The organism is Streptomyces sp. NPDC005438, assembly GCF_040606315.1.
Taxonomy (GTDB): Bacteria; Actinomycetota; Actinomycetes; order Streptomycetales; family Streptomycetaceae; genus Streptomyces.
The window spans coordinates 437,427-457,444 of sequence record NZ_JBEXEP010000003.1; the positions used below are offsets into that span (position 1 = coordinate 437,427).

Here is a 20,018-nt window from a genome sequence, read left to right on the forward strand (position 1 = left end):
GCTATGCGTGACGCGTGGCGCGAGCTGGTACACACCGCACGGCGTACCGCCGAGGCCGGACTGGTGCACGGCACCTCGGGCAACGTCTCCCTGCGGTGGGGTGACACGGTGCTGATCACCCCCACCGGGGTGCCGTACGAGCGGCTGGACGAGGACGACCCCTGCGCGGTGGACCTGGACGGACAGCGGGTGGCCGGCAGCCTGCGCCCCACCAGCGAACTGCCCCTCCACCTGGCCCTGTACCGGCACACCGAGGCCCGGGCGGTGGTGCACACCCACGCCGTCCACGCCACCGCCGTCTCCACCCTCGTCACCGAACTGCCCGCGCTGCACTACCTGTGCGCCCTGCTCGGCGGACCGGTGCGGGTCGCCCCGTACGCCACCTACGGCAGCCAGGAACTGGCGGACCACATGCTCGACGCCCTACGGGACCGCACCGGCTGCCTGCTCGCCCACCACGGCACCGTGGTCTACGGCGACACCCTCGACCAGGCCTACGACCACACCGCCCAGCTGGAGTGGATGTGCCAGCTGTGGCTGCTGGCCTCCTCGGTGCCCGGACGCGCCCCGGCCGTGCTGCCCGACGAGGAGATCGCACGGGTGGTCGGCAAGCTGCGCCACTACGGGCAGCGGCCCGACGCCTCCGACTGACCCCCGGTCACCCCCGCCGGGGTACGGCCCGCACGGGGGCGCGCCCCGGCCGTCCCCGGGCCGGCGCCACTCCGTGGACCCGGTGGGCTGGCCACCGCCCGGGTGCTGCCCGACACTGAGGGCGATGCGCCCGTGGAACCCGAGAGACCCCAAGTACGCCGCGACCTGGGTCGCCGCCGGACTGCTCGGTGCCGGCGCGGCGGCCCTGGCCGCCGGACGGTACGCGACCCACCGTGCCCTGAACCCGGCCCGCCCGTCCGGCGGCGTACCCCTGCCGGCCGGCTTCACCCGCGCGCCCCTGGTGGTCCACGAGGTGCGGCCGGCCGAGGAGGGCCGGCCCGCCACCGTCGCCCTGTCCCGTTCCCTGTGGTCCCAACTGCCCGGCACCTACGGGCTGGCCGGTTCCGGCAGCCACGCGGTGGTCGGCCCGCCCCTGGCCCCGGGCCCGGGCGGTGCCTCCCCCGAGGTCCCCGCCGACGTGGTGCTACGGCCCCTGGAACGCGTCAGCCACGGGGAGTTGAGGCCCGGCGACCGGGTCTGGCTCACCCCGCAGGTGTACGCCGGCAACCCCCGCGACGCCCTGGACCTGGACCACGCCGACGTCGACGTACCGGGCGAACTCGGGCCGCTGCCGGCCTGGTTCGTCCCCGGCTTCCGGTCCACCTGGGTCCTGGCCATCCACGGACTGGGCGCCACCCGGGAACACCCCATGGTGGTGCTCCCCACCCTCCACGGGCTGCGGCTGCCCGTACTCGACCTCGCCCGGCGCGGCGACCCCGGCGCTCCCGTGGGACCGGACGCCCCGGGGCGTCCCGGGAGCGGCGCGTGGCACGACGTGGACGCCGCCCTGCGGTACGCCGTCGCCCACGGCGCCCAGCGGGTGGTGCTGATGGGCTGGTCCACCGGAGCCGCCATGGCCCTGCACACCGCCGCGAGTTCGCCGCTGAGGAACCTCGTCAGCGGACTGGTCCTGGACTCCCCGGTCCTGGACTGGCCCCACACCGTCCGGGCCCTGGCCGCCCAGCACCACGTCCCCGGGCCCCTGGTGCCCTGGGCGGTACGCGGCGCCCTGAGCCGTACCCGCGACCTGACCGAACGGTGGGAGGCCGCCGCCGACCCCGGGCTCCTGACCGTCCCCACCCTGCTGCTGCACGGCCCCGGCGACGAGGTCGCCGACTGGCACACCAGCCTCCGGTTCGCCGCCGCCCGGCCGGAGTTGGTGTCCCTCCAGGAGATCCCCGACGCCCCCCACGGCGCGATGTGGAACGCCGACCCCGCCGGCTACCAGGAGGCGCTGCGCCGCTTTCTGACCCCCCTGCTGTGAGGGCGCCCCCGTACTTGTCATGAACGCCTTCAACCGAGGCTCGACGGCCGTGCTCGCGGACGCCGCGGCAACGATGACCACTTGCGTTTGGGCTTTTGGGCGTTGAGCGGGAAGACTGCTCCCTGTGACGTCCCGTACTCCGCGAGACAACCGACTACGACTCGTCCCCAAGCGGCCGATCGCCGCCGCCCGGCACACGGTGTCCACACCGCCCGGGCGAGCGTGGCCCTCGGGAGGGCGAGGGGGTGCCACCCCCCGTCCTCCCGAGGGCACACCCTCGCCCGAGGCACTGGCGCGCCAGGCCCGGGCCCAGCTCGGCGACGCGGTACGGGTGGCGCGCTGGGCCGCCGACCTCTCCGCCGAGGAGGGGCTGACCCCGCCCACCCCCGAGCGGGCCCAACAGGCCGCCGAAGCCCTGCGGTTGACGCCCGAACAGGTGCGCCGGCACTGGGACCGGGCCCTGCTGGCCGGCCTGGTGGAGATGCACGGGGACACCGCCCGCCCCGGCTGGCGCCTGCACGCCTGGGAACGGGACCACAACGCGGTGCTCCGAGGCTGGGTCGCCCTGTTCGACGCCTGGTCGCTGGCCCACCCCGCCCCCGACGAGGCCGACCCGATACTGGTCGGCGAGGTCGTCCAGGCCGCCCCGCAGCTGCTGTCGGTGCTCCAGCTGTCCAACGGCCCGGTGACCGTGCCGGTGTTGACCGACCTGCTCACCCAGCGGGTGCACGAACTACGCGCGGAGCGTGGCGCCGACCAGGGGGAGGAGACCGTACAGGCCCCGCCCGAACACCTGGCGGCCCTGCTGGACTGGGCGTTGGACGCGCTGTCCTCGGTGGGCGCCCTCACCCGCTGCCACGACGAGGCGGTGGCCCTGGCCGGTCACCCCTCCGAGGGCGCCACCCGCCCCGGCTCCGCCGTCCTCACCCCGCTGGGGAGCTGGGCGGTGTGGACCAAGCTGGAACAGATCTGTGTGGCCGCCCAGTCCCCGGCCGGCAACATCGAGCAGTCCGCCGAGGACATGCTGCGCGGCTGCGCCCGGCTCACCCCCGGCCCCGCCCGTGCCGAGTACCGCGCCTGGCTGGCCGCCCGCCCCACCGCCCCGGCGGTGACCGAACTGCTCACCGCCGCCCGGGGCGAGGACGCCCTGATCCGGGGACTGGCCTTCGAGGCGCTGCGGGTGGTGGGCGCCCCGGCCGAGCCGGCGGTGCGCGCCGTGGTGGACGAGGCCGCGCTGCGCCCGTACGCGTTGCTGTGGCTGGCCGAACAGGACGGGGTGGACCCCGAGGAGTTGGCCGGCGGGGCACCGGGGGTGCTGACCAGGGAGGAGGCGACCTGGCTGTGGGTGGACACCGCCGCCGCCGTCACCGACCACGGTGAGGGCAAGCTGCTGGTGGACCACCTGGACACGGCCGTGCAGGGCAGCGTTCCCCAACTGCTGTCGGAGATCCGGGCCACCGGCCACCCCCGTACCGTGCAGGTGCTGGTGGCGCTGGCCGCCGCCCACCCCGACCCCGCGCTGGCGAAGGCGGTCCGCAGGGCGGCCTTCCAGGTCCACACCGGCGGCCACTGAGGCGATCACGGTGCCGTCCCGCCCGTGGCCGCACGGGCGGGAAACGCGGTTGCGCGGCGTGGTTAGACTGGGCGGCATGGCATTCCTCCTCGTGCATTAGGCGCGCTGCGCGCCCGAAGGTGACCGCCCCGGGGCCCTGTTGAAGGTCCGGGTCGTGACGTGTCCGCCTTCGGATCCCCGGCCCCCTTCTCACCCCTTTTCTTTCTCGGCAGGAGATGCCCCCATGATCACCGCCTCCGGTCTGGAGTTGCGCGTCGGCGCCCGTGTACTGATCGAGTCCACCACCTTCCGCGTCGCCAAGGGCGACCGCGTCGGCCTGGTCGGCCGCAACGGCGCTGGCAAGACCACCCTCACCAAGTGCCTCGCCGGCGACGGCGTCCCCACCGGTGGCACCATCACCCGCAGCGGCGAGGTCGGCTACCTCCCCCAGGACCCGCGTACCGGTGACCTGGACGTACTGGCCCGCGACCGGGTGCTCTCGGCCCGGGGCCTGGACTCCGTACTGCGCAAGCTCCGCGAGAACGAGGAGCGCATGTCCCATCCCAAGGACGGGATCCGGGAGAAGGCGATGCGCAAGTACGAGCGGCTGGAGACCGAGTTCCTCACCAAGGGCGGCTACGCGGCCGAGGCGGAGGCGGCGACCATCGCGGCCAGCCTGGGGCTGCCGGACCGGGTGCTGGGCCAGCCGCTGCACACGCTCTCCGGCGGTCAGCGCCGCCGGGTGGAGCTGGCGCGGATCCTGTTCTCCGACGCGGACACCCTGCTGCTGGACGAGCCCACCAACCACCTGGACGCCGACTCGGTGCTGTGGCTGCGGGACTTCCTGCGCACCTACCGGGGCGGGCTCGTGGTCATCTCCCACGACGTGAACCTGGTGGAGACGGTGGTGAACCGGGTCTTCTACCTGGACGCCAACCGCGCGCAGATCGACCAGTACAACATGAGCTGGAAGCACTACCTCCAGCAGCGCGAGGCGGACGAGAAGCGCCGTCGCCGTGAGCGGGCCAACGCCGAGAAGAAGGCCGCCGCGCTGAACGCCCAGGCGGACAAGATGCGCGCCAAGGCCAGCAAGGCGGTGGCCGCGCAGAACATGGCCCGCCGTGCCGAACGGCTGCTGTCGGGCCTGGAGGAGCAGCGCCGCAGCGACAAGGTGGCCAAGCTGCGCTTCCCCGACCCGGCGCCCTGCGGCAAGACCCCGCTGACCGCCGAGGGGCTGTCCAAGTCGTACGGCTCCCTGGAGATCTTCACCGACGTCAGCCTGGCCATCGACAAGGGGTCGCGGGTGGTGATCCTGGGCCTCAACGGTGCCGGCAAGACCACCCTGCTGCGGCTGCTGGCCCAGGCGGAGAAGCCCGACACCGGTACGGTCACCCCGGGCCACGGGCTGAAGCTGGGGTACTACGCGCAGGAGCACGAGACCCTGGACCCGGACCGCACGGTGCTGGAGAACATGCGCTCCTCGGCCCCCGGCATGGACCTGGTGGACCTGCGGAAGACCCTCGGCTCCTTCCTGTTCTCCGGGGACGACGTGGACAAGCCGGCGAGGGTGCTCTCCGGTGGGGAGAAGACCCGGCTGGCCCTGGCCACCCTGGTGGTCTCCTCGGCCAACGTGCTGCTGCTGGACGAGCCCACCAACAACCTCGACCCGGCCAGTCGGGAGGAGATCCTCAACGCCCTGCGGGGCTTCACCGGCGCGGTGGTGTTGGTGAGCCACGACGAGGGCGCCGTGGACGCCCTCCAGCCGGAGCGGATCATCCTGCTGCCGGACGGGGTGGAGGACCTGTGGGGCCAGGACTACGCGGATCTGGTGGCGCTGGCCTGACCAGCCGGGTACCTCGAACGCCCTTGGTGATCAAGCCACTTGGATCATTCGGCCGAGCCATGATCCATCATCTGTGTGAGCACGCCTCGTACCGCTCGCGGGTTTAGCGGTTTCCAGCCCCGTTCGGGCCGGCTCGACCCCGGATGCGGTGCTCGCTTCCCGTACGCCGGATGACCTGCCCCTTTGCCGAACAGCGCCGATGACGCGCCGTGGCTGGTGACGCTGGGTGCTGGAGTGTATCCGCAGGGGAACTCCCGGCGCCCCGGCCCGGGATGATCGATCCTTGCGCGATGGGTGGCCAGAAACGGATGGAGGGGTGATCATGAGAGTCCAGAGCGCACTTCCCATGAGGAGGCACGGGTGGCCGAGACTCTGAAGAAGGGCAGCCGGGTGACCGGCGCCGCGCGCGAGAAGCTCGCGGCAGACCTCAAGAAGAAATACGACTCCGGTGCGAGCATCCGGGCGCTGGCCGAGGAAACCGGCCGGTCCTACGGGTTCGTGCACCGGATGCTCAGTGAATCCGGTGTCACCCTCCGCGGACGCGGAGGGGCGACCAGAGGCAAGAAGGCCGCTTCCTAGTCGGCTGTCGCCGACTGTGACGAGGTAGGACTTCCGGGGCGTCGCTTCCGGTGGTTACTGTTCAGTTAACTTAGCTGTGACGTCACCACCGGAGGACGCGATGACCCTGCTCGACAAGGACGGTGTACGGCTCGCCGTCGACGGTGCCACCGCCACCGTCACGCTGGCCGTGCCCGCACGGCGCAACGCCCAGTCGCCCGCCATGTGGCGCGCCCTGGTCGAGGTCGAGCGCGTGCTGCCGGGAGAGGTCCGCGTGGTGGTGCTACGCGGCGAGGGCCCGTCGTTCTCCGCCGGCCTGGACCGGCAGGCGTTCACCCCCGAGGGCTTCGACGGCGAACCCTCGTTCGTCGACATGGCCCGGGGGTCGGACGAGGAACTGGACGCCGTCATCGAGGAGTACCAGCGTGCCTTCACCTGGTGGCGCCGCCCGGACCTGATCACCGTTGCCGCCGTACAGGGCCACGCCATCGGCGCCGGCTTCCAACTCGCGCTCGCCTGTGACCTGAGGGTGTGCGCCCAGGACGCCCAGTTCGCCATGCGCGAGACCAGCCTCGGCCTGGTGCCGGACCTCACCGGCACCCACCCCCTGGTCCGGCTCGTCGGATACGGGCGCGCCCTGGAGATCTGCGCCACCGGACGGTCGGTGGACGCCGAGGAGGCCCAGCAGATCGGCCTGGCCAACGTGGTGGTGCCCGGCGAGGAACTCGGCGCCGCCGTCGGTGATCTGACCGCCGCCCTGCTGGCTCCGCCCCGTAACGCGGTGATCGAGACCAAGGCGCTGCTCCAGGGCGCGGTGGAGCGGTCCCCGGAAGAACAGTACGAGGCCGAGCGGGCCGCCCAGGGGCGGCGTCTGCGTGACCTGATGGGCCTGGGGGACTGACCGACTCCTGGGCGCCTGCCCCTGGGGGTGCGGGGTGTGGATGGTGCCCTTGCCGTTCTCGTACCGGGCGTCCTCGGTGGGGGCTGAGGGCTGAGCCCTGGTGGGTGCCCTGAGGGTTCGGGGGTGTCGAAGCTGTCCCGGCTGTTTTCTTCGGTACGGCCCTGGGGCGGGTCCCTGTGCTTGATGGTCTGGGGTGTGGCGGCGTCTGCGTGACCTGATGGGCCTGGGGGACTGACCGACTCCTGGGCGGGTGCCCTGGGGGTGCGGGGTGTGGATCGTGCGCTTGCCGTTCTCGTACCGGGCGTCCTCGGTGGGGGTCCGGGGGCCGGTTCCCGTGCTTGAGGGCCTGGGCGCCTGCCCCTGGGGGTGCGGGGTGTGGATCGTGCGCTCGCCGGTCTCGTACCGGGCGTCCTCGGTGGGGGTCTCGGAGCTGACCCTCGTGCTTGAGGGCACGGGTGACCCGTGGCGACCGCCCCCGACCGGGCTCCGGGAACCGGACCCCGCCAGCCGCTTTCGGCAGGTGGTCAACGGGACCCGGGGTACGAGTCGCCTTCGCCACCGGGTGGTGGGAGCCGGTCATGGGCGGGGTGCCGGCCCACCCGTGAGGAGGTGCCGCCGCCCGTACTTCCGCTGACCAAGTCGCCGGCGCCCGGCCGTCGTTGGGGGTGCCCGACGGAAGGCCCCGAGACCCGGCGAGGAGGCCGGCGCCCCCGCTCGCAGCCGGTCCCCGGCCCCTGGACGAAGGGGGGCGCGACGCCTGGGCCCGCCGTGTCTCGCCCGTCCCTCGTTCGGCCGTCCGTGCCCGAGCGCCGCAGGCCAGCCCGTGTTTAGGTGGCCAGAGGAGCGGAACGCGCTCCGTCCTCGGAGAGGGGTGAAGGGGCATGTCCGACACCACAAGCGAGAAGAGCGCCGAGAACGCGGGCCGGAGCGGAACCCGGGGCACCGGCAAGGCCCTGGGAACCCAGCGGGAGACCGGTGGCCCCGGACGTACCACCATCGCGGACGGCGTGGTGGAGAAGATCGCCGGCATGGCCGCCCGGGACGTGGTCGGGGTCAGCGCCATGGGGGGCGGGCTCGCCCGCACCTTCGGCGCGGTACGCGACCGGGTGCCCGGCGGCGGCTCGTCGGTGACCCAGGGGGTCAAGGCGGAGGTCGGAGAGTCGCAGACCGCGCTGGACCTGGAGGTGGTGGTGGACTACGGGGTCTCCATCGCCCAGGTGGCCCGCTCGGTACGGGAGAACGTGATCTCCGCGGTGGAGCGGATGACCGGCCTGGAGGTCGTGGAGGTCAACATCGCGGTGAGCGACGTGAAGCTCCCGGACGAGGAGGACGAGGACGACGAGTCGGACCGGCCGCGACTCCAGTAGCGGCTCTCCACGCGAGACGAGGAGTGCGACATGAGCATGTCCACGGTGGGTCTGATCGTCGGGATGGCACTGGCCTTCGCCGGCTACTTCGGCGGCTTCGGCGCCTTCCTGCTGGTGGCCGCCCTGGGGGCCCTGGGCTTCCTGTGCGGGAAGTTCGTCGAGGGCGACCTGGACCCCAGCGAGATCCTGCGAGGCCGTGAGGGCTCGCGTACCGACGGGCGACGCCGGTGACCACGGCCGCTGACACCCCGGTGTCCGGCCCACCCGTGGTGCCGGCCAGCGCGCGCGGGGGAACCACCATCGCCGACCGGGTGGTGGCCAAGGTCGCCTCCCGAGCCGCCCTGGAGGCGCTGCGGGACGCCACGGACACCGGGTCGACCCCCGGCACGGGGACGGCGGCTCCGACCGCCTCGGTCACGGTCCGCCACCTCACCTCGGACGCGGCGTCCGACGAGGGCCTCTACGGCCAGGCCCGGGTGCGGGTGTCGGTGGAACTGGGCTACCCCTGTGACATCGGCGCCCGGTGCGCGGAGGTACGCCGGCAGGTCGCCCTGCGGGTGCGGGAACTGGTCGGCATGGACGTACCCGAGGTCCTGGTACGGGTGGCCCGGCTCCACTCGCCCTACCTCGACACCGACGGCAGCGGGAGGGTGCGGTGAACGACGAACACCCCGTCGGACGGGACGCCCCGGGCCCCGGAGCCCCGCGACCCGAGGGGGAGGCGGCCGACACCGTCACCCTGACCAAGCCCCAGCCCACCGGCCCGCCCGGGGAGCCGCCACCCCCCGAGCCGGCGCCGGGACGTGCCGGCCGCTTCTGGGCGACCCGCCGGGGGCCGGCTCTGGTGGTGGCCGCGCTGGTGCTGCTCGCCACGGGGGCGTTGCTGTACGACGTGGTCGCCGTGCGTCTCGGTAACGACGCCCGGAGTTGGCGTGCCGACCTCGCCGACGAACTGGCCACCCGCACCGTGGACGACCCCTGGGTGATCGCCGGCGCCGTGGTGGCCGTACTGCTCGGACTCTGGCTGCTGCTCCTGGCGGTCACCCCCGGACGCCGGAGCCTGCTGCCGATGCGCCGGATCGGTCCGGTACGGGCCGGGCTGGACCGCCGGGCCGCCGCCCAGTCCCTGCGGGACCTGGCCATGGCCGTCCCCGGGGTGCGGCTGGCGCACGTACGGGTGGGGCGCGGTCGGGTACGGGTGGGCGCGCTGGCCCACTTCCGCGAACTGCCCCAGGTGCGGGAGGAGTTGGAGGCCACGCTCCAACAGGGCGTGGAACGGCTGGACTTGGCCCGCGTACCCCGGCTCCAGGTCCGGGTGCGCCGACCGGTGAAGGGGTAGACGCGGCATGTTGCGCACCATGAACCGACTGCTGCTCGGCCTGGTGGGGCTGGCGCTGCTGGCCCTGGGGCTGGGCGCCCTGCTGGGCGGGCTGGACCTGGATACGCGCTGGAACCTGGGCCTGCCGAACGGATGGCCCTGGTCCCGGCCGGACGACGTGCTGCTCGGCGCGGGGGACCGCACCCGCTGGCGGGACCAGGACTGGTGGTGGCCCACCGTGATCGCCGTTCTCAGCGTGCTGGTGCTGGTGCTGCTGTGGTGGCTGCTGGCCCAGTTGAGGAACCGACGGCTGACGGACGTACTGGTGGACAGCGGTGACGGCGGTGGGGCCTGGGTGCGGTCGCGAGCCCTGGAGGGGGCCATCGCCGCCGAGGCCACCCAGGTCGAGGGGGTCTCCCGGGCCAGGGTCGCCCTGTCCGGTTCCGGGGTGGCGCCCCGTGCCCGGGTACGACTGTCGCTGGACCCGCACGCCCGGCCCGACGAGGCGATGCGCCGACTGCGGCAGGAGGCCCTGGAGCACGCCCGCACCTCGGCCGGCCTGCCGGAGCTACCGGCCGAGGTACGGCTGCGGGCGGTACGTCACCGACCGGAACGCGTCAGCTGATCCGGGGGCGTCGCCCCGACCGGCGGGGCGGGCTCGCACAGGCCTGACGTGGGGGTGCGCCCGGGATGTCTCCCCGAGAGCCGCGCACTCCTGCGGTGCCCACGCGCCCTCTGGTGGTGACGCCCGATGGGCGGCTTCCGACGCGGCCGGGCCTCGACGACCGAGCGTCGTCGAGGGAGTCGTCGACGCCCTCGGGAACCTCGCGCCCTCGACGCCGCACCCGCATCTGGACGTGGCCCCGGAGGGCCGGACATCCGGTGGCCAGCCCCAGGGGGCTCCGGGGATCAGAACCCGTGCTCGGCGCCTCCGTCCACGGGGACCATCAGTCCGGTCAGGTAGGAGGCGGCGGGGGAGAGCAGGAAGGCGGCGGTGCGGCCGAACTCCTCCGGGGTGCCGTAGCGGCGCAGGGGGATGGCCGCGCTGTGGCGTTCCCGGGCGGCCTCGGCGTCGCCGCTGAGGGCGTCCAGTTCCCGTACCCGGTCGGTGTCGATACGGCTGGGCAGCAGGCCCACCACCCGGACGCCCCGGGGCCCCAGCTCGTTGGCCAGGGTCTTGGCGTAGCCGGCGAGTCCGGGACGCAGACCGTTGGAGATGGTCAGCCCCGGCAGGGGCTCGTGCACCGAGGCGGAGAGCACGAACCCGATGACCCCGCCCTCCTCCAGGGCGTCGGCGGCGCCCCGGGCGAGCCGTACCGCCCCGAGGAACACCGACTCGAAGGCGTCCCGCCACTGCTGTTCGTCCACCCGGTCGCTGGGGCCGGCCGCCGGTCCGCCCACACTGATCAGTACGCCGTCGAAGCGGCCGAACCGGGTACGGGCGGTGTCGATCAGTCGGGCCGGTGCCTGGGGGTCGGAGTTGTCCACCCCCACGCCCACCGCCCGTTCCCCGTCCAGCAGCGAGGCCGCCTGGTCGGCCGCCTCCTGGGTGCGGCCACTGACGACGACCCGGGCGCCGTCGTTCACCAACTCCCGCGCGGCGGCGAAGCCCAGGCCCCGGGTGGCGCCGGTGATCACATAACTGCGGTTGCTCAAGCCGAGATCCATGGGCCCAGTGTGCCGGTGGCCGCCCCGGCTGCCCAGCCGGGTCCCGCATGGTGGCGGCGCCGTGCCGCACCATATCCCGGGGGCTTCCGGGGCCGGTGCGGATCAGGCGCCGGGGCCCGCGCACCGCCCCGTGGCCGTACGTGTCGCGCGGTCGTACCTTCGGTCACCGGTTGGTGGGGAACCCTACGGAGCCGGTGAGGCGGAGGAGCCCGATACGGCGCGTCGGCGACCGACGACCGCCACAGCGACGAGGCAGCGACCCCACAGCACCAACCCGGCGCCCACCCGGGCGACGGCACGGTCTCCACCCCGACGAGGTACGGCGCCGGAGCACGCGGACCCCTCAACGGCCCGAGAAAGCACGCCGCCAGGGTCGGTCGTTCGGACCTCGGGAGATCAGCGAAAGCGCGTTCTGGTGTCGTGGATCGCCAGGGGAGGAGGAGCCCGACGCGGCGCATCGGCGACCGCGATCTACGACGGCACCCCGACGAGGTACGGCGCCAGAACCGCGAGCCCCCCGGTGGCCCGCACGACGGCCCCTAGGAGTGGGCGCCCAGTTCGCTGTCCGTGGGGGTTTCCCCGGCCGGGGCCCCGTCGGCGTCCTTGTCGACGTCCTCGGGGGCGTCCCCGGGCGTGCCGCCCTCCTCGTGGGGGCCGGTGGTGGTGCCGGACCCGGCGTCGGTGGAGCCCCCGGGGGAACCGCCCTTGGCCGGGCCGGGGTCGCCCTCCGGGCCGGCGCCCGGTCCCGTACCCGGGCCGGTGGCGGTACCGGACGTGCTGCTGGTGCCGTCGCTGGTACCGGTCACCCGGCCCTCGGCGCGGTCACGACGTTCCCGCCGCACCAGGACGACCCAGCCGACCGGCACCCCGGCGGCGAACAGCCACCACTGGACGGCGTAGGCCATGTGGGGACCGATGCTGTCGTGGTCGGGGCTGGGCACCAACTCGGGCTGCCGGCCCGAGGGCTTGGGGGAGAGGTCGGTGAGCTGGACGTATCCGCCGAGCACCGGGCCGGAGACCTCCCGGGCCAGCTGGCGGCTGTTCATCAGCATCACCTGGCGGGAGGGCAGCCCCTCGCGGTCCTTGATGCCGCTGCTCGCGGTGGTCTCGTCGGGCATCAGCCGCCCGGTGACGGTGACCTCGCCCCGAGGCGCGGCCGGTACGTCGGGGAACCGGGTGAGGTCGTCGCCCGCCGGGATCCAGCCCCGGTTGACCAGCAGCCGGCTGCCGTCGGACTGGCGGAGGGGCGTGAGGACGAAGTACCCGATGGAACTCTCGTCGGCCGCCGTACGCTGCCGCACCACCACCTCGTGGGCGGTGTCGAAGGTGCCGCTGGCCCGCACCGAGCGGTAGCGGTCCCGCCCCGGGACCTCCCGGCCCACACCGGTCAACCGGTCGACCGGGACGGTGGCCCGGTCCAGGGCGGCGGCGATCTGGTCGTTGTGCGCCACCCGGGCCTCGTGGCGGTGCAGCTGCCAGAACCCGAGCCTGACCATGGCCGGGATCAGCGCCAGGCCGACCAGGGTGAGGATCACCCACTGCCGGGTCAACAGGAAGCGGTACACGCGTCGACCGTACCCGGTGGGAGGTCAGCGCCCGGGCGCGGGTGCCACGTCCCTCAGGAGCTGGGTGAACGCCGCCTCGTCCAGGATCGGCGTGCCCACCTCCCGGGCCTTGGCCACCTTGCTGGTGTGGGACCCCGGGTCGTTGGTCACCAGCAGACTGGTGAGCCGGGAGACGCTGGTCGCGATGTGCAGGCCCGCCTCGATCGCCCGGTCCTCCAGCAGGTCACGGTCCACCGAGGTGTCCCCGGAGATGGCGACCCGCATCCCCTGCACCAGGGGCCCGCCCGGCTCGTACCGGCCGGGGTTCGGGTACGGACAGGCCGGCCGGCGCCGGGAGGGGCGCCAACTGCCGGCGTACCTCGGGGTGTGAGCGCTCGCTCCGGTGCCCACCGGGTCGTGCCACTCCCGCAGGGGGGTGCAGGCCAGCAGGGGGAGGCGGAGCCCCCGGGAGGCGGCGCGGTGCAGGCTGGGCCGGAACGCCTCGGCCAGCACCCGGGCGTCGTCCAGGGCGTGGTGCGCCTGGCGCTGGCGTACCCCGAAGTGGGCGGCCAGTGTCTCCAACTTGTGGTTGGGCAGGGGCAGTTGGAGTTCCTTGGCCAGCGAGATGGTGCACAGCCGCTGGTCCACCGGGGCGGTGAGCCCGGCCCGGGCGAACTCCCGGGCGATCATGGACCAGTCGAATATGGCGTTGTGCGCCACCAGCACCCGGTCGCTGAGGCGGCGGGCGAACTCCTCGGCCACGCTCGGGAACAGCGGCGCCCGGGAGAGCACCTCGGTGGTCAGCCCGTGGATCCAGGTGGGCCCGGGATCGCGCTGGGGGTTGATCGGGGTGTACCAGCAGTCCTCGGTCTCCCCCCGGGCGTCCAGTTGGTAGACGGCGGCGGAGACGATCCGGTCGTGCCGGGCCAGGCCGGTGGTCTCGACGTCCACCACGGCGTACCCGCCCGGGTACTCACCCGGCCAGTCGGAGTCCCGCGCGTCAGCGGGATCCGTGGGCCGCGAGCCGTCCGGGGCGCCCGGCTGGGCGGGCACGGAGCGGCGGACGGCGGTCTGGTCGGGGTGCGCCGTGGGGTCTTCGAGCATGGTCACAGAGAATACGGCGCCACTCTGACAGTGGCGGAACCCGCCGCCGCCCTCCGTCCAACAAGCCGCCGAGCGGGGCGGGTTGAGTCGCTGGTCGAGCGACCGGTGGTACGGCCGACACGGCCGGTACGGCGACGGCGCGGACGCCGGCGTGCGCGGGGTGGGCAGCGGGCGCCCCAACACGGCGGAGGGGCCGGACCCTTGGGTCCGGCCCCTCCCACGGATCGACGTCCCGTCAGGCCGTCGGTCCGTCAACGGTCACTTCTGCACGGCCTTGAGGGCGTTGGTCAGGCCGTGGCCGTAGAAGTTGTTGTACTTCTTCGAGCCGGTGCACTCGGCGTCGACCTCACCGTCCCCGTCGGGGTCGTACGGGTCGCTCGGGCAGGCCAGGTCGTCGGCCTGCGACAGCAGCTTCCACTTCAGGTCGTGGCCCGACAGCTTCGGGTTGGCGCTCTTGAGCAGGGCGGCCACACCGGCCACGTGGGGGCCGGCCATGGACGTGCCCTGGAGGTAGGCGTAGTCCCCGTTCGGCATGGTGGACAGGATGCCGCCGCTCTTGGCGTCACCGTCCGGCACCTGGTACTTGTCGCCGCCGGGGGCCGCGACGTGGACCTGGGTGGAGCCGTAGTTGGAGTAGTACGACTTCAGGTTCTGCGAGCCGGTCGCCGAGACGCTCAGCGAGCCGGGCAGCTGGGTCGGGACGTCCTTGCAGACGAGCGGGTCGATCTTGCGCTCGGTCGGCTCGCTGTCGTTGGGGCTGGTGTCGTCCAGCAGCTCCTTGGCGGCCAGGTCGAAGTTCGAGTTGCCGGCGGAGGTGACGTTGACGGCACCCTTCTTCTCGGCGAACTTCGCGGCGCGGCCCACGGCCTCCAGGATCGCGGCCTGGTCAGCCTGGTCGGGGCAGTTGAACTGCCACGGGTCCACGTAGTAGCTGTTGTTGGTGACGTCGGCGCCGTGCTCACCGGCGAAGACGAAGGCGCAGACCACGGCCTCGGCGAAGAACAGGCTGCTGGTCTCCTCGCTCACCTTGATGGACGAGACGCTCACGTTGGGAGCGACACCGGCCACACCGCTGTTGTTGCGGGCGGCGGCGATGGTGCCCGCGACGTGGGTGCCGTGGTAGTCCTCGTCCGGGTCGAAGGGACGCCAGGCGCCCTTCGTGGTGTCGGCCTTGCCGCCCACGCAGCTGGCGGAGGTCTTGCGGCTGAAGTTGGGCTTCAGGTCGGGGTGGGTGTCGTCCACACCGGTGTCGATGACGGCGACGTTGACCTTCTTGCTGCCCGGGTTCACCTTGGCGGCCTTGTCGGCCTTGATGGCCGGGATGTCCCACTGGAGGGACTCCAGGGGCTCCTTGCCGTTCTTGGCGGTGGCGGACCGGTTGGCCTCGGCGACCTTGGCCTTGCCCAGGTACTCGGGCTTGCCGGTGTCGGTGGTGGCCGCGCTGGTGAGCGGCGCGGTGCGGGTCGCGCCCGCCGAGTCCACTCCCTCGACCTTGCGGATCTTGGCCCCGAAGTCCTTGTTGGCCGAGTGGGCGACGACCACACCGATCTTCGGGTACTTGGCGACGACCTTGCCGTCGTTCTTCTTGACCTCCTTGGCTATTCGCTTCACCGCGCCGGACTTGGCTTCGGTGTTCACGACGTAGCTGAGCGTCTCGCCGTCGGCGGCCTTGGCCGAGTCGGAGGCGAGGGCCGAGGTGGCCACCGGCAGTAGGCCGATCGAGGCGGTCAGCGCCAGGCCGACGGGCACGGCAATCGCGAGCCGTCGTCTGGAACGTCTGTGTTCCATTGGATCTCCGTATGTGTGAAGTTATTGCTGCGATCGGGAAGTTATCGTCAATTCACGCAGGCCAGCAAGGCTTGTCGGGGGGAACTTCAAAGATCGGGGCAACTGATTGCCTCTTTCAACTTCCGACCACTGTTGTAACGCTGACCAGGGATCTACGATGCGCGAACTGTACGTGGCGGTGTGACCTATCGCACCCCGCCCCCGCCCGTCAGGAGCCGCCGTGGATCAAGGAAAAGCTCAGCCGCCCGAGTCACCGGGAGGGGTCGACTACCCCGCGGTGCAGCACAGCCAGGAGTTCGCCGAACTCCGTCGGGCACACCGCTCCTTCGCGTTCCCGCTGACCGTCGCCTTCGTCATCTGGTACCTGCTGTACGTGATGCTCTCCAACTACGCCGGCGGGTTCATGGGCACCAAGGTCGTCGGTGAGATCAACGTGGCCTTCGTCTTCGGCCTGGCCCAGTTCCTGACCACCTTCCTCATCGCCTGGTGGTACTCGCGGCACGCCGAGAGCAAGATCGACCCCAAGGCCAACGCCATCAAGTCACGTCTGGAGGGCGAGGCATGAGCCTGACACAGCACCTCGCGGTCTCCGACGCGAGCGAACACCGCACCCTGATCGTCACCCTCTTCTCCCTGTTCGTGGCCGCCACCCTGGCCATCACGATCTGGGCCGGACGGCGCACCAAGGACGCCACCGACTTCTACGCCGGCGGGCGGCAGTTCACCGGTTTCCAGAACGGTCTGGCCATCTCGGGCGACTACATGTCGGCCGCGTCCTTCCTGGGCATCGCCGGCGCCATCTCGCTGTCCGGCTACGACGGCTTCCTGTACTCCATCGGCTTCCTGGTCGCCTGGCTGGTCGCCCTGCTGCTGGTCGCCGAACCGCTGCGCAACTCCGGCCGGTACACCATGGGTGACGTGCTGGCGTACCGGATGCGCCAGCGGCCGGTGCGTACCGCCGCCGGCATCTCCACCATCGTGGTCTCGATCTTCTACCTGCTCGCCCAGATGGTCGGCGCCGGCGCCCTGGTGGCGCTGCTGCTGGGCATCACCGGCGAGGCCGGCAAGAACCTGATCGTGTGCGGCGTGGGCATCCTGATGATCCTCTACGTCACCATCGGTGGCATGAAGGGCACCACCTGGGTGCAGATGGTCAAGGCGGTCCTGCTGATCTGCGGCACCCTGGTGATCACGGTGCTGGTGTTCCAGAAGTTCAACTGGAACCTCTCCACCCTGCTGGGCGCCGCCTCCGAGAACAGCGGCAAGGGAGCGGCGTTCCTGGAACCGGGGCTGAAGTACGGCATCACCACCACCTCGAAGATCGACTTCATCTCCCTGGGGCTGGCCCTGGTGCTCGGCACCGCCGGACTGCCGCACATCCTGATCCGCTTCTACACGGTGCCCACCGCCAACGCCGCCCGGAAGTCGGTGAACTGGGCTATCGGCATCATCGGGGCCTTCTACCTGATGACCATCGCCCTCGGCTTCGGCGCCGCCGCCCTGCTCAGCCCGGAAGAGATCACCAAGAACGACAAGGCGGGCAACACCGCCGCGCCCCTGCTGGCCGAGGCGGTCGGCGGCGGCAGCGGCTCCACCGGAGGGGCGATCCTTCTCGCGATGATCTCCGCGGTGGCCTTCGCGACCATCCTCGCGGTGGTCGCCGGACTCACCCTCGCCTCGTCCTCGTCCTTCGCCCACGACATCTACGCCAACGTCATCCGCAGGGGGAAGGCCAAGGACAAGGAGGAGGTCGTCGCCGCCCGGTACGCGGCCGTGGCCATCGGCGCGGTGGCGATCGGACTGGGCGTCTTCGCCAGCAACCTCAACGTCGCCGGACTGGTGGCGCTGGCCTTCGCGGTCGCCGCCTCCGCCAACCTGCCGACCATCCTCTACAGCCTGTTCTGGAAACGCTTCACCACCCAGGGCGCGCTGATGTCGGTCTACGGCGGCCTGATCTCCTCGGTGCTGCTGGTGTTCTTCTCCCCGGTGGTCTCCGGCAAGGAGACCTCGATGTTCCCCGACTGGAACTTCGACATCTTCCCGCTGGAGAACCCGGGCCTGGTCTCCATCCCGCTGGGCTTCCTGCTGGGCTGGATCGGCTCGCTGCTCACCAAGGACGAGGACGCCAACGGCAAGAAGTACGCCGAACTGGAGGTGCGCTCCCTCACCGGATACGGCGCTCACTGAGCGCCCGGCGAGCGCCCACCAGCACCTGTCGGGGCGCCGTCCAGACACCGGGAGACCGGAGGGCTGGACGGCGGGCCCGGCTCCACGGCAGGAGGCGCGTCCACGGCCCTGGCACCCGACCCCGGTCGGGTGCCAGGGCCGTCCCGTAGGCTGGAACGCGACAGCGCGTCCCGGTGCCCGTCGTCCTGGACGGCCGCCGACATCCGGGGCGGGGCCACCCGCGCACCACGGGAGGGAGGCAGCCGCACATGTTGCGCGACAGCTACGGCCGGGTCGCCACGGATCTCAGGGTCTCCCTCACCGACCGATGCAACCTGCGCTGTACGTACTGTATGCCCGAGGAGGGGCTTGACTGGCTGGGCAAACCCCAGTTGCTGAGCGACGACGAGATCGTCCGGCTGGTCGACATCGCGGTGCGCGAACTCGGCGTCACCGAACTGCGGTTCACCGGTGGTGAGCCGCTGCTGAGGCCGGGCCTGGTGGACATCGTGCGGCGCTGCGCGGCCCTGCGCCCCCGCCCCCGGATGTCCGTGACCACCAACGGCGTGGGACTGGAGCGCACCGCCGAGGCACTGCGGGACGCCGGCCTGGACCGGGTGAACGTCTCCCTGGACACCCTGGACCCGGAGGTCTTCCGCCGGCTCACCCGCCGTAAGCGGCACGCCGACGTGCTGCGTGGACTTGAGGCAGCGCACTCCGTCGGCCTCACCCCGGTCAAGATCAACACGGTGCTGATGCCCGGCCTCAACGAGGACGAGGCGCCCCGGCTGCTGGAGTGGGCCCTGGAGCGGGGGTACGAGCTGCGGTTCATCGAGCAGATGCCCCTGGACGCCCAGCACGGCTGGACCCGGGAGGGCATGATCACCGCTGAGGACATCCTGGAGTCCCTGGGCCGGCGCTTCCGACTGACCCCGGAGGGGGAGCGGGAGCGTGGTTCGGCGCCGGCCGAACGTTGGCTGGTGGACGGCGGCCCGGCACGGGTCGGGGTGATCGCCTCGGTGACCCGCCCCTTCTGCCGGGCCTGTGACCGTACCCGGCTGACCGCCGACGGGCAGGTGCGCAACTGCCTGTTCGCGCGGGAGGAGTCCGACCTGCGGGGGGCGCTGCGGTCCGGGGCGGGGGACGAGGAGATCGCCGAGCTGTGGCGGGCCGCCATGTGGGGCAAGAAGGCCGGTTCCGGTCTCGACGACCCCGGCTTCCTCCAGCCCCAGCGGCCGATGTCGGCCATCGGGGGCTGACCCCCCGGACCCCCGGGGCCTGCCCCGACTTCCCGCGAGGGGCGCTCAGTTGGGCGTTCGGCCCGGTCCGCCCTCGTCCGGTGCGGTCCACTCGGACAGGGCCACCACGTCCTTGAGGAAGCCCCGCACCCCGAGGAACTGCGACAGGTGTTCCCGGTGTTCCTCGCAGGCCAGCCAGGTCTTGCGGCGTTCGGGGGTGTGCAGCTTGGGGTTGTTCCAGGCCAGCACCCACTGTGCCGGGGCGCGGCAGGCCTTGGCCGAGCAGATGGGGGAGCCGGGGTTCGAGGGGGGAGTGAGCATCACGTACCCCATCCAACACCGACGCGTGCCACGGGAGATGACCAGCCCGGACCGGAGGGGCTCAGGGGCCGGAACGCGGCGACGCCGGGCAGCCACGGGGGGAGCCGCCCGGCGTCGATCTCTCGCTCCGACGGGGGATGCGGAGCGCGTTTGAAGTATGGCACGGGGACCCCTCACTAGTGCACCAGAACCACATGATTGATCTGACCTTTATCGAGGTTTGCCGAACGGCCCGATCAACCGCGCTGGTTGGAGGGGGCACCCGGTGGTGGCGCTCCGTGCTCGACGGGTTCTCCCCCGGAGCCTCCGCCGGGTTCCACATGCCCCACGATCACCTCGGTACGGGGTGCGTCCTTCGAGGTCAGAGCCGTGGGTGTGGTCGGTGGGGGACCGCCGGGACCGACCGAAGTGGCGTTCTCCCGGCCGGCGTTGGCGATCACCACGGCCACATAGGGCAGCAACATGCCGAGCACCAGGGCCACCACGGCGAGCGGACGTTGTACGTTCCACAGCCCCGCCGCCAGCAGCACCGAGACCGTGCGCACCAGCATCGAGATGACGTACCGCCGCTGTCTGCCGCGCACGTCCTCGTCCAGCCCCTGACGGGCTCCGGTGATTCGGAAGACCTCCGTCTGGTCCCGCTTGCGCATCACCCTCCACACCCTCCCGCACCCG

The 20,018-nt window shown here is 72.3% G+C and carries 20 protein-coding genes; 14 read left to right on the forward strand and 6 right to left on the reverse strand.

All coding sequences use genetic code 11. The annotated features are described in order from the left end of the window. Positions 1–3 precede the first annotated feature (3 nt). From ABZT14_RS10105 to amaP, 11 genes are all read left to right on the forward strand, one after another. Complete coding sequence (locus ABZT14_RS10105) at positions 4–651, forward strand: class II aldolase/adducin family protein (RefSeq protein ID WP_356299218.1); 648 nt, start codon at positions 4–6, stop codon at positions 649–651. A 124-nt stretch (positions 652–775) separates the two neighbouring features. Then, a complete protein-coding gene (locus ABZT14_RS10110) occupies positions 776–1,975 on the forward strand; it encodes a prolyl oligopeptidase family serine peptidase (protein ID WP_356299220.1) in 1,200 nt (399 codons plus the stop codon). Positions 1,976–2,099: 124 nt separating this feature from the next. Then, positions 2,100–3,548 carry a hypothetical protein gene (locus ABZT14_RS10115; RefSeq protein ID WP_356299223.1) on the forward strand — a complete coding sequence of 483 codons (1,449 nt, stop codon included), beginning with the start codon at positions 2,100–2,102 and terminating at the stop codon, positions 3,546–3,548. A 223-nt stretch (positions 3,549–3,771) separates the two neighbouring features. Beyond that, on the forward strand, positions 3,772–5,370 hold the full coding sequence (locus tag ABZT14_RS10120; RefSeq protein ID WP_356299225.1) for an ABC-F family ATP-binding cassette domain-containing protein: 1,599 nt from the start codon (positions 3,772–3,774) through the stop codon (positions 5,368–5,370). A gap of 360 nt (positions 5,371–5,730) precedes the next feature. Continuing rightward, on the forward strand, positions 5,731–5,949 hold the full coding sequence (locus tag ABZT14_RS10125; protein ID WP_281619096.1) for a helix-turn-helix domain-containing protein: 219 nt from the start codon (positions 5,731–5,733) through the stop codon (positions 5,947–5,949). 100 nt (positions 5,950–6,049) lie between these two features. After that, positions 6,050–6,829 (forward strand): enoyl-CoA hydratase/isomerase family protein, encoded by a 780-nt coding sequence (locus ABZT14_RS10130; protein WP_356299365.1) that lies wholly within the window; start codon positions 6,050–6,052, stop codon positions 6,827–6,829. A gap of 881 nt (positions 6,830–7,710) precedes the next feature. After that, entirely contained in the window at positions 7,711–8,196 is a 486-nt protein-coding gene (locus ABZT14_RS10135; protein ID WP_356299227.1) for an Asp23/Gls24 family envelope stress response protein, read from the forward strand. A gap of 30 nt (positions 8,197–8,226) precedes the next feature. Continuing rightward, a complete protein-coding gene (locus ABZT14_RS10140) occupies positions 8,227–8,427 on the forward strand; it encodes a hypothetical protein (protein WP_356299229.1) in 201 nt (66 codons plus the stop codon). Further along, the gene (locus ABZT14_RS10145; RefSeq protein WP_356299231.1) at positions 8,424–8,855 is read left to right on the forward strand and encodes a hypothetical protein; all 432 of its coding nucleotides are present in this window, start codon (positions 8,424–8,426) and stop codon (positions 8,853–8,855) included. The genes ABZT14_RS10140 and ABZT14_RS10145 overlap by 4 nt, the downstream gene beginning before the upstream one ends. A gap of 80 nt (positions 8,856–8,935) precedes the next feature. Further along, entirely contained in the window at positions 8,936–9,535 is a 600-nt protein-coding gene (locus ABZT14_RS10150; protein ID WP_356299366.1) for a DUF6286 domain-containing protein, read from the forward strand. A 19-nt stretch (positions 9,536–9,554) separates the two neighbouring features. Then, complete coding sequence (gene amaP / locus ABZT14_RS10155; protein WP_356299233.1) at positions 9,555–10,139, forward strand: alkaline shock response membrane anchor protein AmaP; 585 nt, start codon at positions 9,555–9,557, stop codon at positions 10,137–10,139. Between the two features lie 284 nt (positions 10,140–10,423). Here amaP and ABZT14_RS10160 read toward each other — a convergent pair whose 3' ends face one another. From ABZT14_RS10160 to ABZT14_RS10175, 4 genes are all read right to left on the reverse strand, one after another. Continuing rightward, a complete protein-coding gene (locus ABZT14_RS10160; protein ID WP_356299235.1) occupies positions 10,424–11,182 on the reverse strand; it encodes an SDR family oxidoreductase in 759 nt (252 codons plus the stop codon). Positions 11,183–11,721: 539 nt separating this feature from the next. Continuing rightward, a complete protein-coding gene (locus ABZT14_RS10165) occupies positions 11,722–12,747 on the reverse strand; it encodes an SURF1 family cytochrome oxidase biogenesis protein (protein WP_356299237.1) in 1,026 nt (341 codons plus the stop codon). Positions 12,748–12,771: 24 nt separating this feature from the next. After that, positions 12,772–13,830: a DEDDh family exonuclease gene (locus ABZT14_RS10170; protein WP_356299239.1), complete on the reverse strand. Its 1,059-nt coding sequence runs from the start codon at positions 13,828–13,830 to the stop codon at positions 12,772–12,774. A gap of 258 nt (positions 13,831–14,088) precedes the next feature. Next, positions 14,089–15,618 carry a S8 family serine peptidase gene (locus tag ABZT14_RS10175; RefSeq protein ID WP_356299241.1) on the reverse strand — a complete coding sequence of 510 codons (1,530 nt, stop codon included), beginning with the start codon at positions 15,616–15,618 and terminating at the stop codon, positions 14,089–14,091. 220 nt (positions 15,619–15,838) lie between these two features. Here ABZT14_RS10175 and ABZT14_RS10180 point away from each other — a divergent pair, with 220 nt between their 5' ends. The 3 genes from ABZT14_RS10180 (at position 15,839) to moaA (ending at position 19,043) form a co-directional block, all read left to right on the forward strand. Next, positions 15,839–16,183: a DUF485 domain-containing protein gene (locus ABZT14_RS10180; RefSeq protein WP_356299243.1), complete on the forward strand. Its 345-nt coding sequence runs from the start codon at positions 15,839–15,841 to the stop codon at positions 16,181–16,183. Continuing rightward, positions 16,180–17,805, forward strand: a complete 1,626-nt coding sequence (locus tag ABZT14_RS10185; RefSeq protein ID WP_356299244.1) for a cation acetate symporter — start codon at positions 16,180–16,182, stop codon at positions 17,803–17,805. The genes ABZT14_RS10180 and ABZT14_RS10185 overlap by 4 nt, the downstream gene beginning before the upstream one ends. Positions 17,806–18,053: 248 nt before the next feature. Next, positions 18,054–19,043 carry a GTP 3',8-cyclase MoaA gene (moaA, locus tag ABZT14_RS10190; RefSeq protein WP_356299246.1) on the forward strand — a complete coding sequence of 330 codons (990 nt, stop codon included), beginning with the start codon at positions 18,054–18,056 and terminating at the stop codon, positions 19,041–19,043. 45 nt (positions 19,044–19,088) lie between these two features. Here moaA and ABZT14_RS10195 read toward each other — a convergent pair whose 3' ends face one another. Both ABZT14_RS10195 and ABZT14_RS10200 read right to left on the reverse strand, forming a co-directional pair. Next, positions 19,089–19,343 carry a hypothetical protein gene (locus tag ABZT14_RS10195; RefSeq protein ID WP_356299248.1) on the reverse strand — a complete coding sequence of 85 codons (255 nt, stop codon included), beginning with the start codon at positions 19,341–19,343 and terminating at the stop codon, positions 19,089–19,091. Between the two features lie 236 nt (positions 19,344–19,579). After that, positions 19,580–19,996 carry a DUF3099 domain-containing protein gene (locus tag ABZT14_RS10200; RefSeq protein ID WP_356299250.1) on the reverse strand — a complete coding sequence of 139 codons (417 nt, stop codon included), beginning with the start codon at positions 19,994–19,996 and terminating at the stop codon, positions 19,580–19,582. Positions 19,997–20,018: the final 22 nt, after the last annotated feature.

Excerpts from the sequence above, each read along its gene's own strand:
- ABZT14_RS10105 (WP_356299218.1), top strand. The coding sequence starts at position 4 with ATGCGTGACGCGTGGCGCGAGCTGGTACACACCGCACGGCGTACCGCC.
- ABZT14_RS10110 (WP_356299220.1), top strand. The coding sequence starts at position 776 with ATGCGCCCGTGGAACCCGAGAGACCCCAAGTACGCCGCGACCTGGGTC.
- ABZT14_RS10120 (WP_356299225.1), top strand. The coding sequence starts at position 3,772 with ATGATCACCGCCTCCGGTCTGGAGTTGCGCGTCGGCGCCCGTGTACTG.
- ABZT14_RS10130 (WP_356299365.1), top strand. The coding sequence starts at position 6,050 with ATGACCCTGCTCGACAAGGACGGTGTACGGCTCGCCGTCGACGGTGCC.
- ABZT14_RS10135 (WP_356299227.1), top strand. The coding sequence starts at position 7,711 with ATGTCCGACACCACAAGCGAGAAGAGCGCCGAGAACGCGGGCCGGAGC.
- ABZT14_RS10140 (WP_356299229.1), top strand. The coding sequence starts at position 8,227 with ATGAGCATGTCCACGGTGGGTCTGATCGTCGGGATGGCACTGGCCTTC.
- amaP (WP_356299233.1), top strand. The coding sequence starts at position 9,555 with ATGAACCGACTGCTGCTCGGCCTGGTGGGGCTGGCGCTGCTGGCCCTG.
- ABZT14_RS10160 (WP_356299235.1), bottom strand. The coding sequence starts at position 11,182 with ATGGATCTCGGCTTGAGCAACCGCAGTTATGTGATCACCGGCGCCACC.
- ABZT14_RS10170 (WP_356299239.1), bottom strand. The coding sequence starts at position 13,830 with ATGCTCGAAGACCCCACGGCGCACCCCGACCAGACCGCCGTCCGCCGC.
- ABZT14_RS10175 (WP_356299241.1), bottom strand. The coding sequence starts at position 15,618 with ATGGAACACAGACGTTCCAGACGACGGCTCGCGATTGCCGTGCCCGTC.
- ABZT14_RS10185 (WP_356299244.1), top strand. The coding sequence starts at position 16,180 with ATGAGCCTGACACAGCACCTCGCGGTCTCCGACGCGAGCGAACACCGC.
- moaA (WP_356299246.1), top strand. The coding sequence starts at position 18,054 with ATGTTGCGCGACAGCTACGGCCGGGTCGCCACGGATCTCAGGGTCTCC.
- ABZT14_RS10195 (WP_356299248.1), bottom strand. The coding sequence starts at position 19,343 with ATGCTCACTCCCCCCTCGAACCCCGGCTCCCCCATCTGCTCGGCCAAG.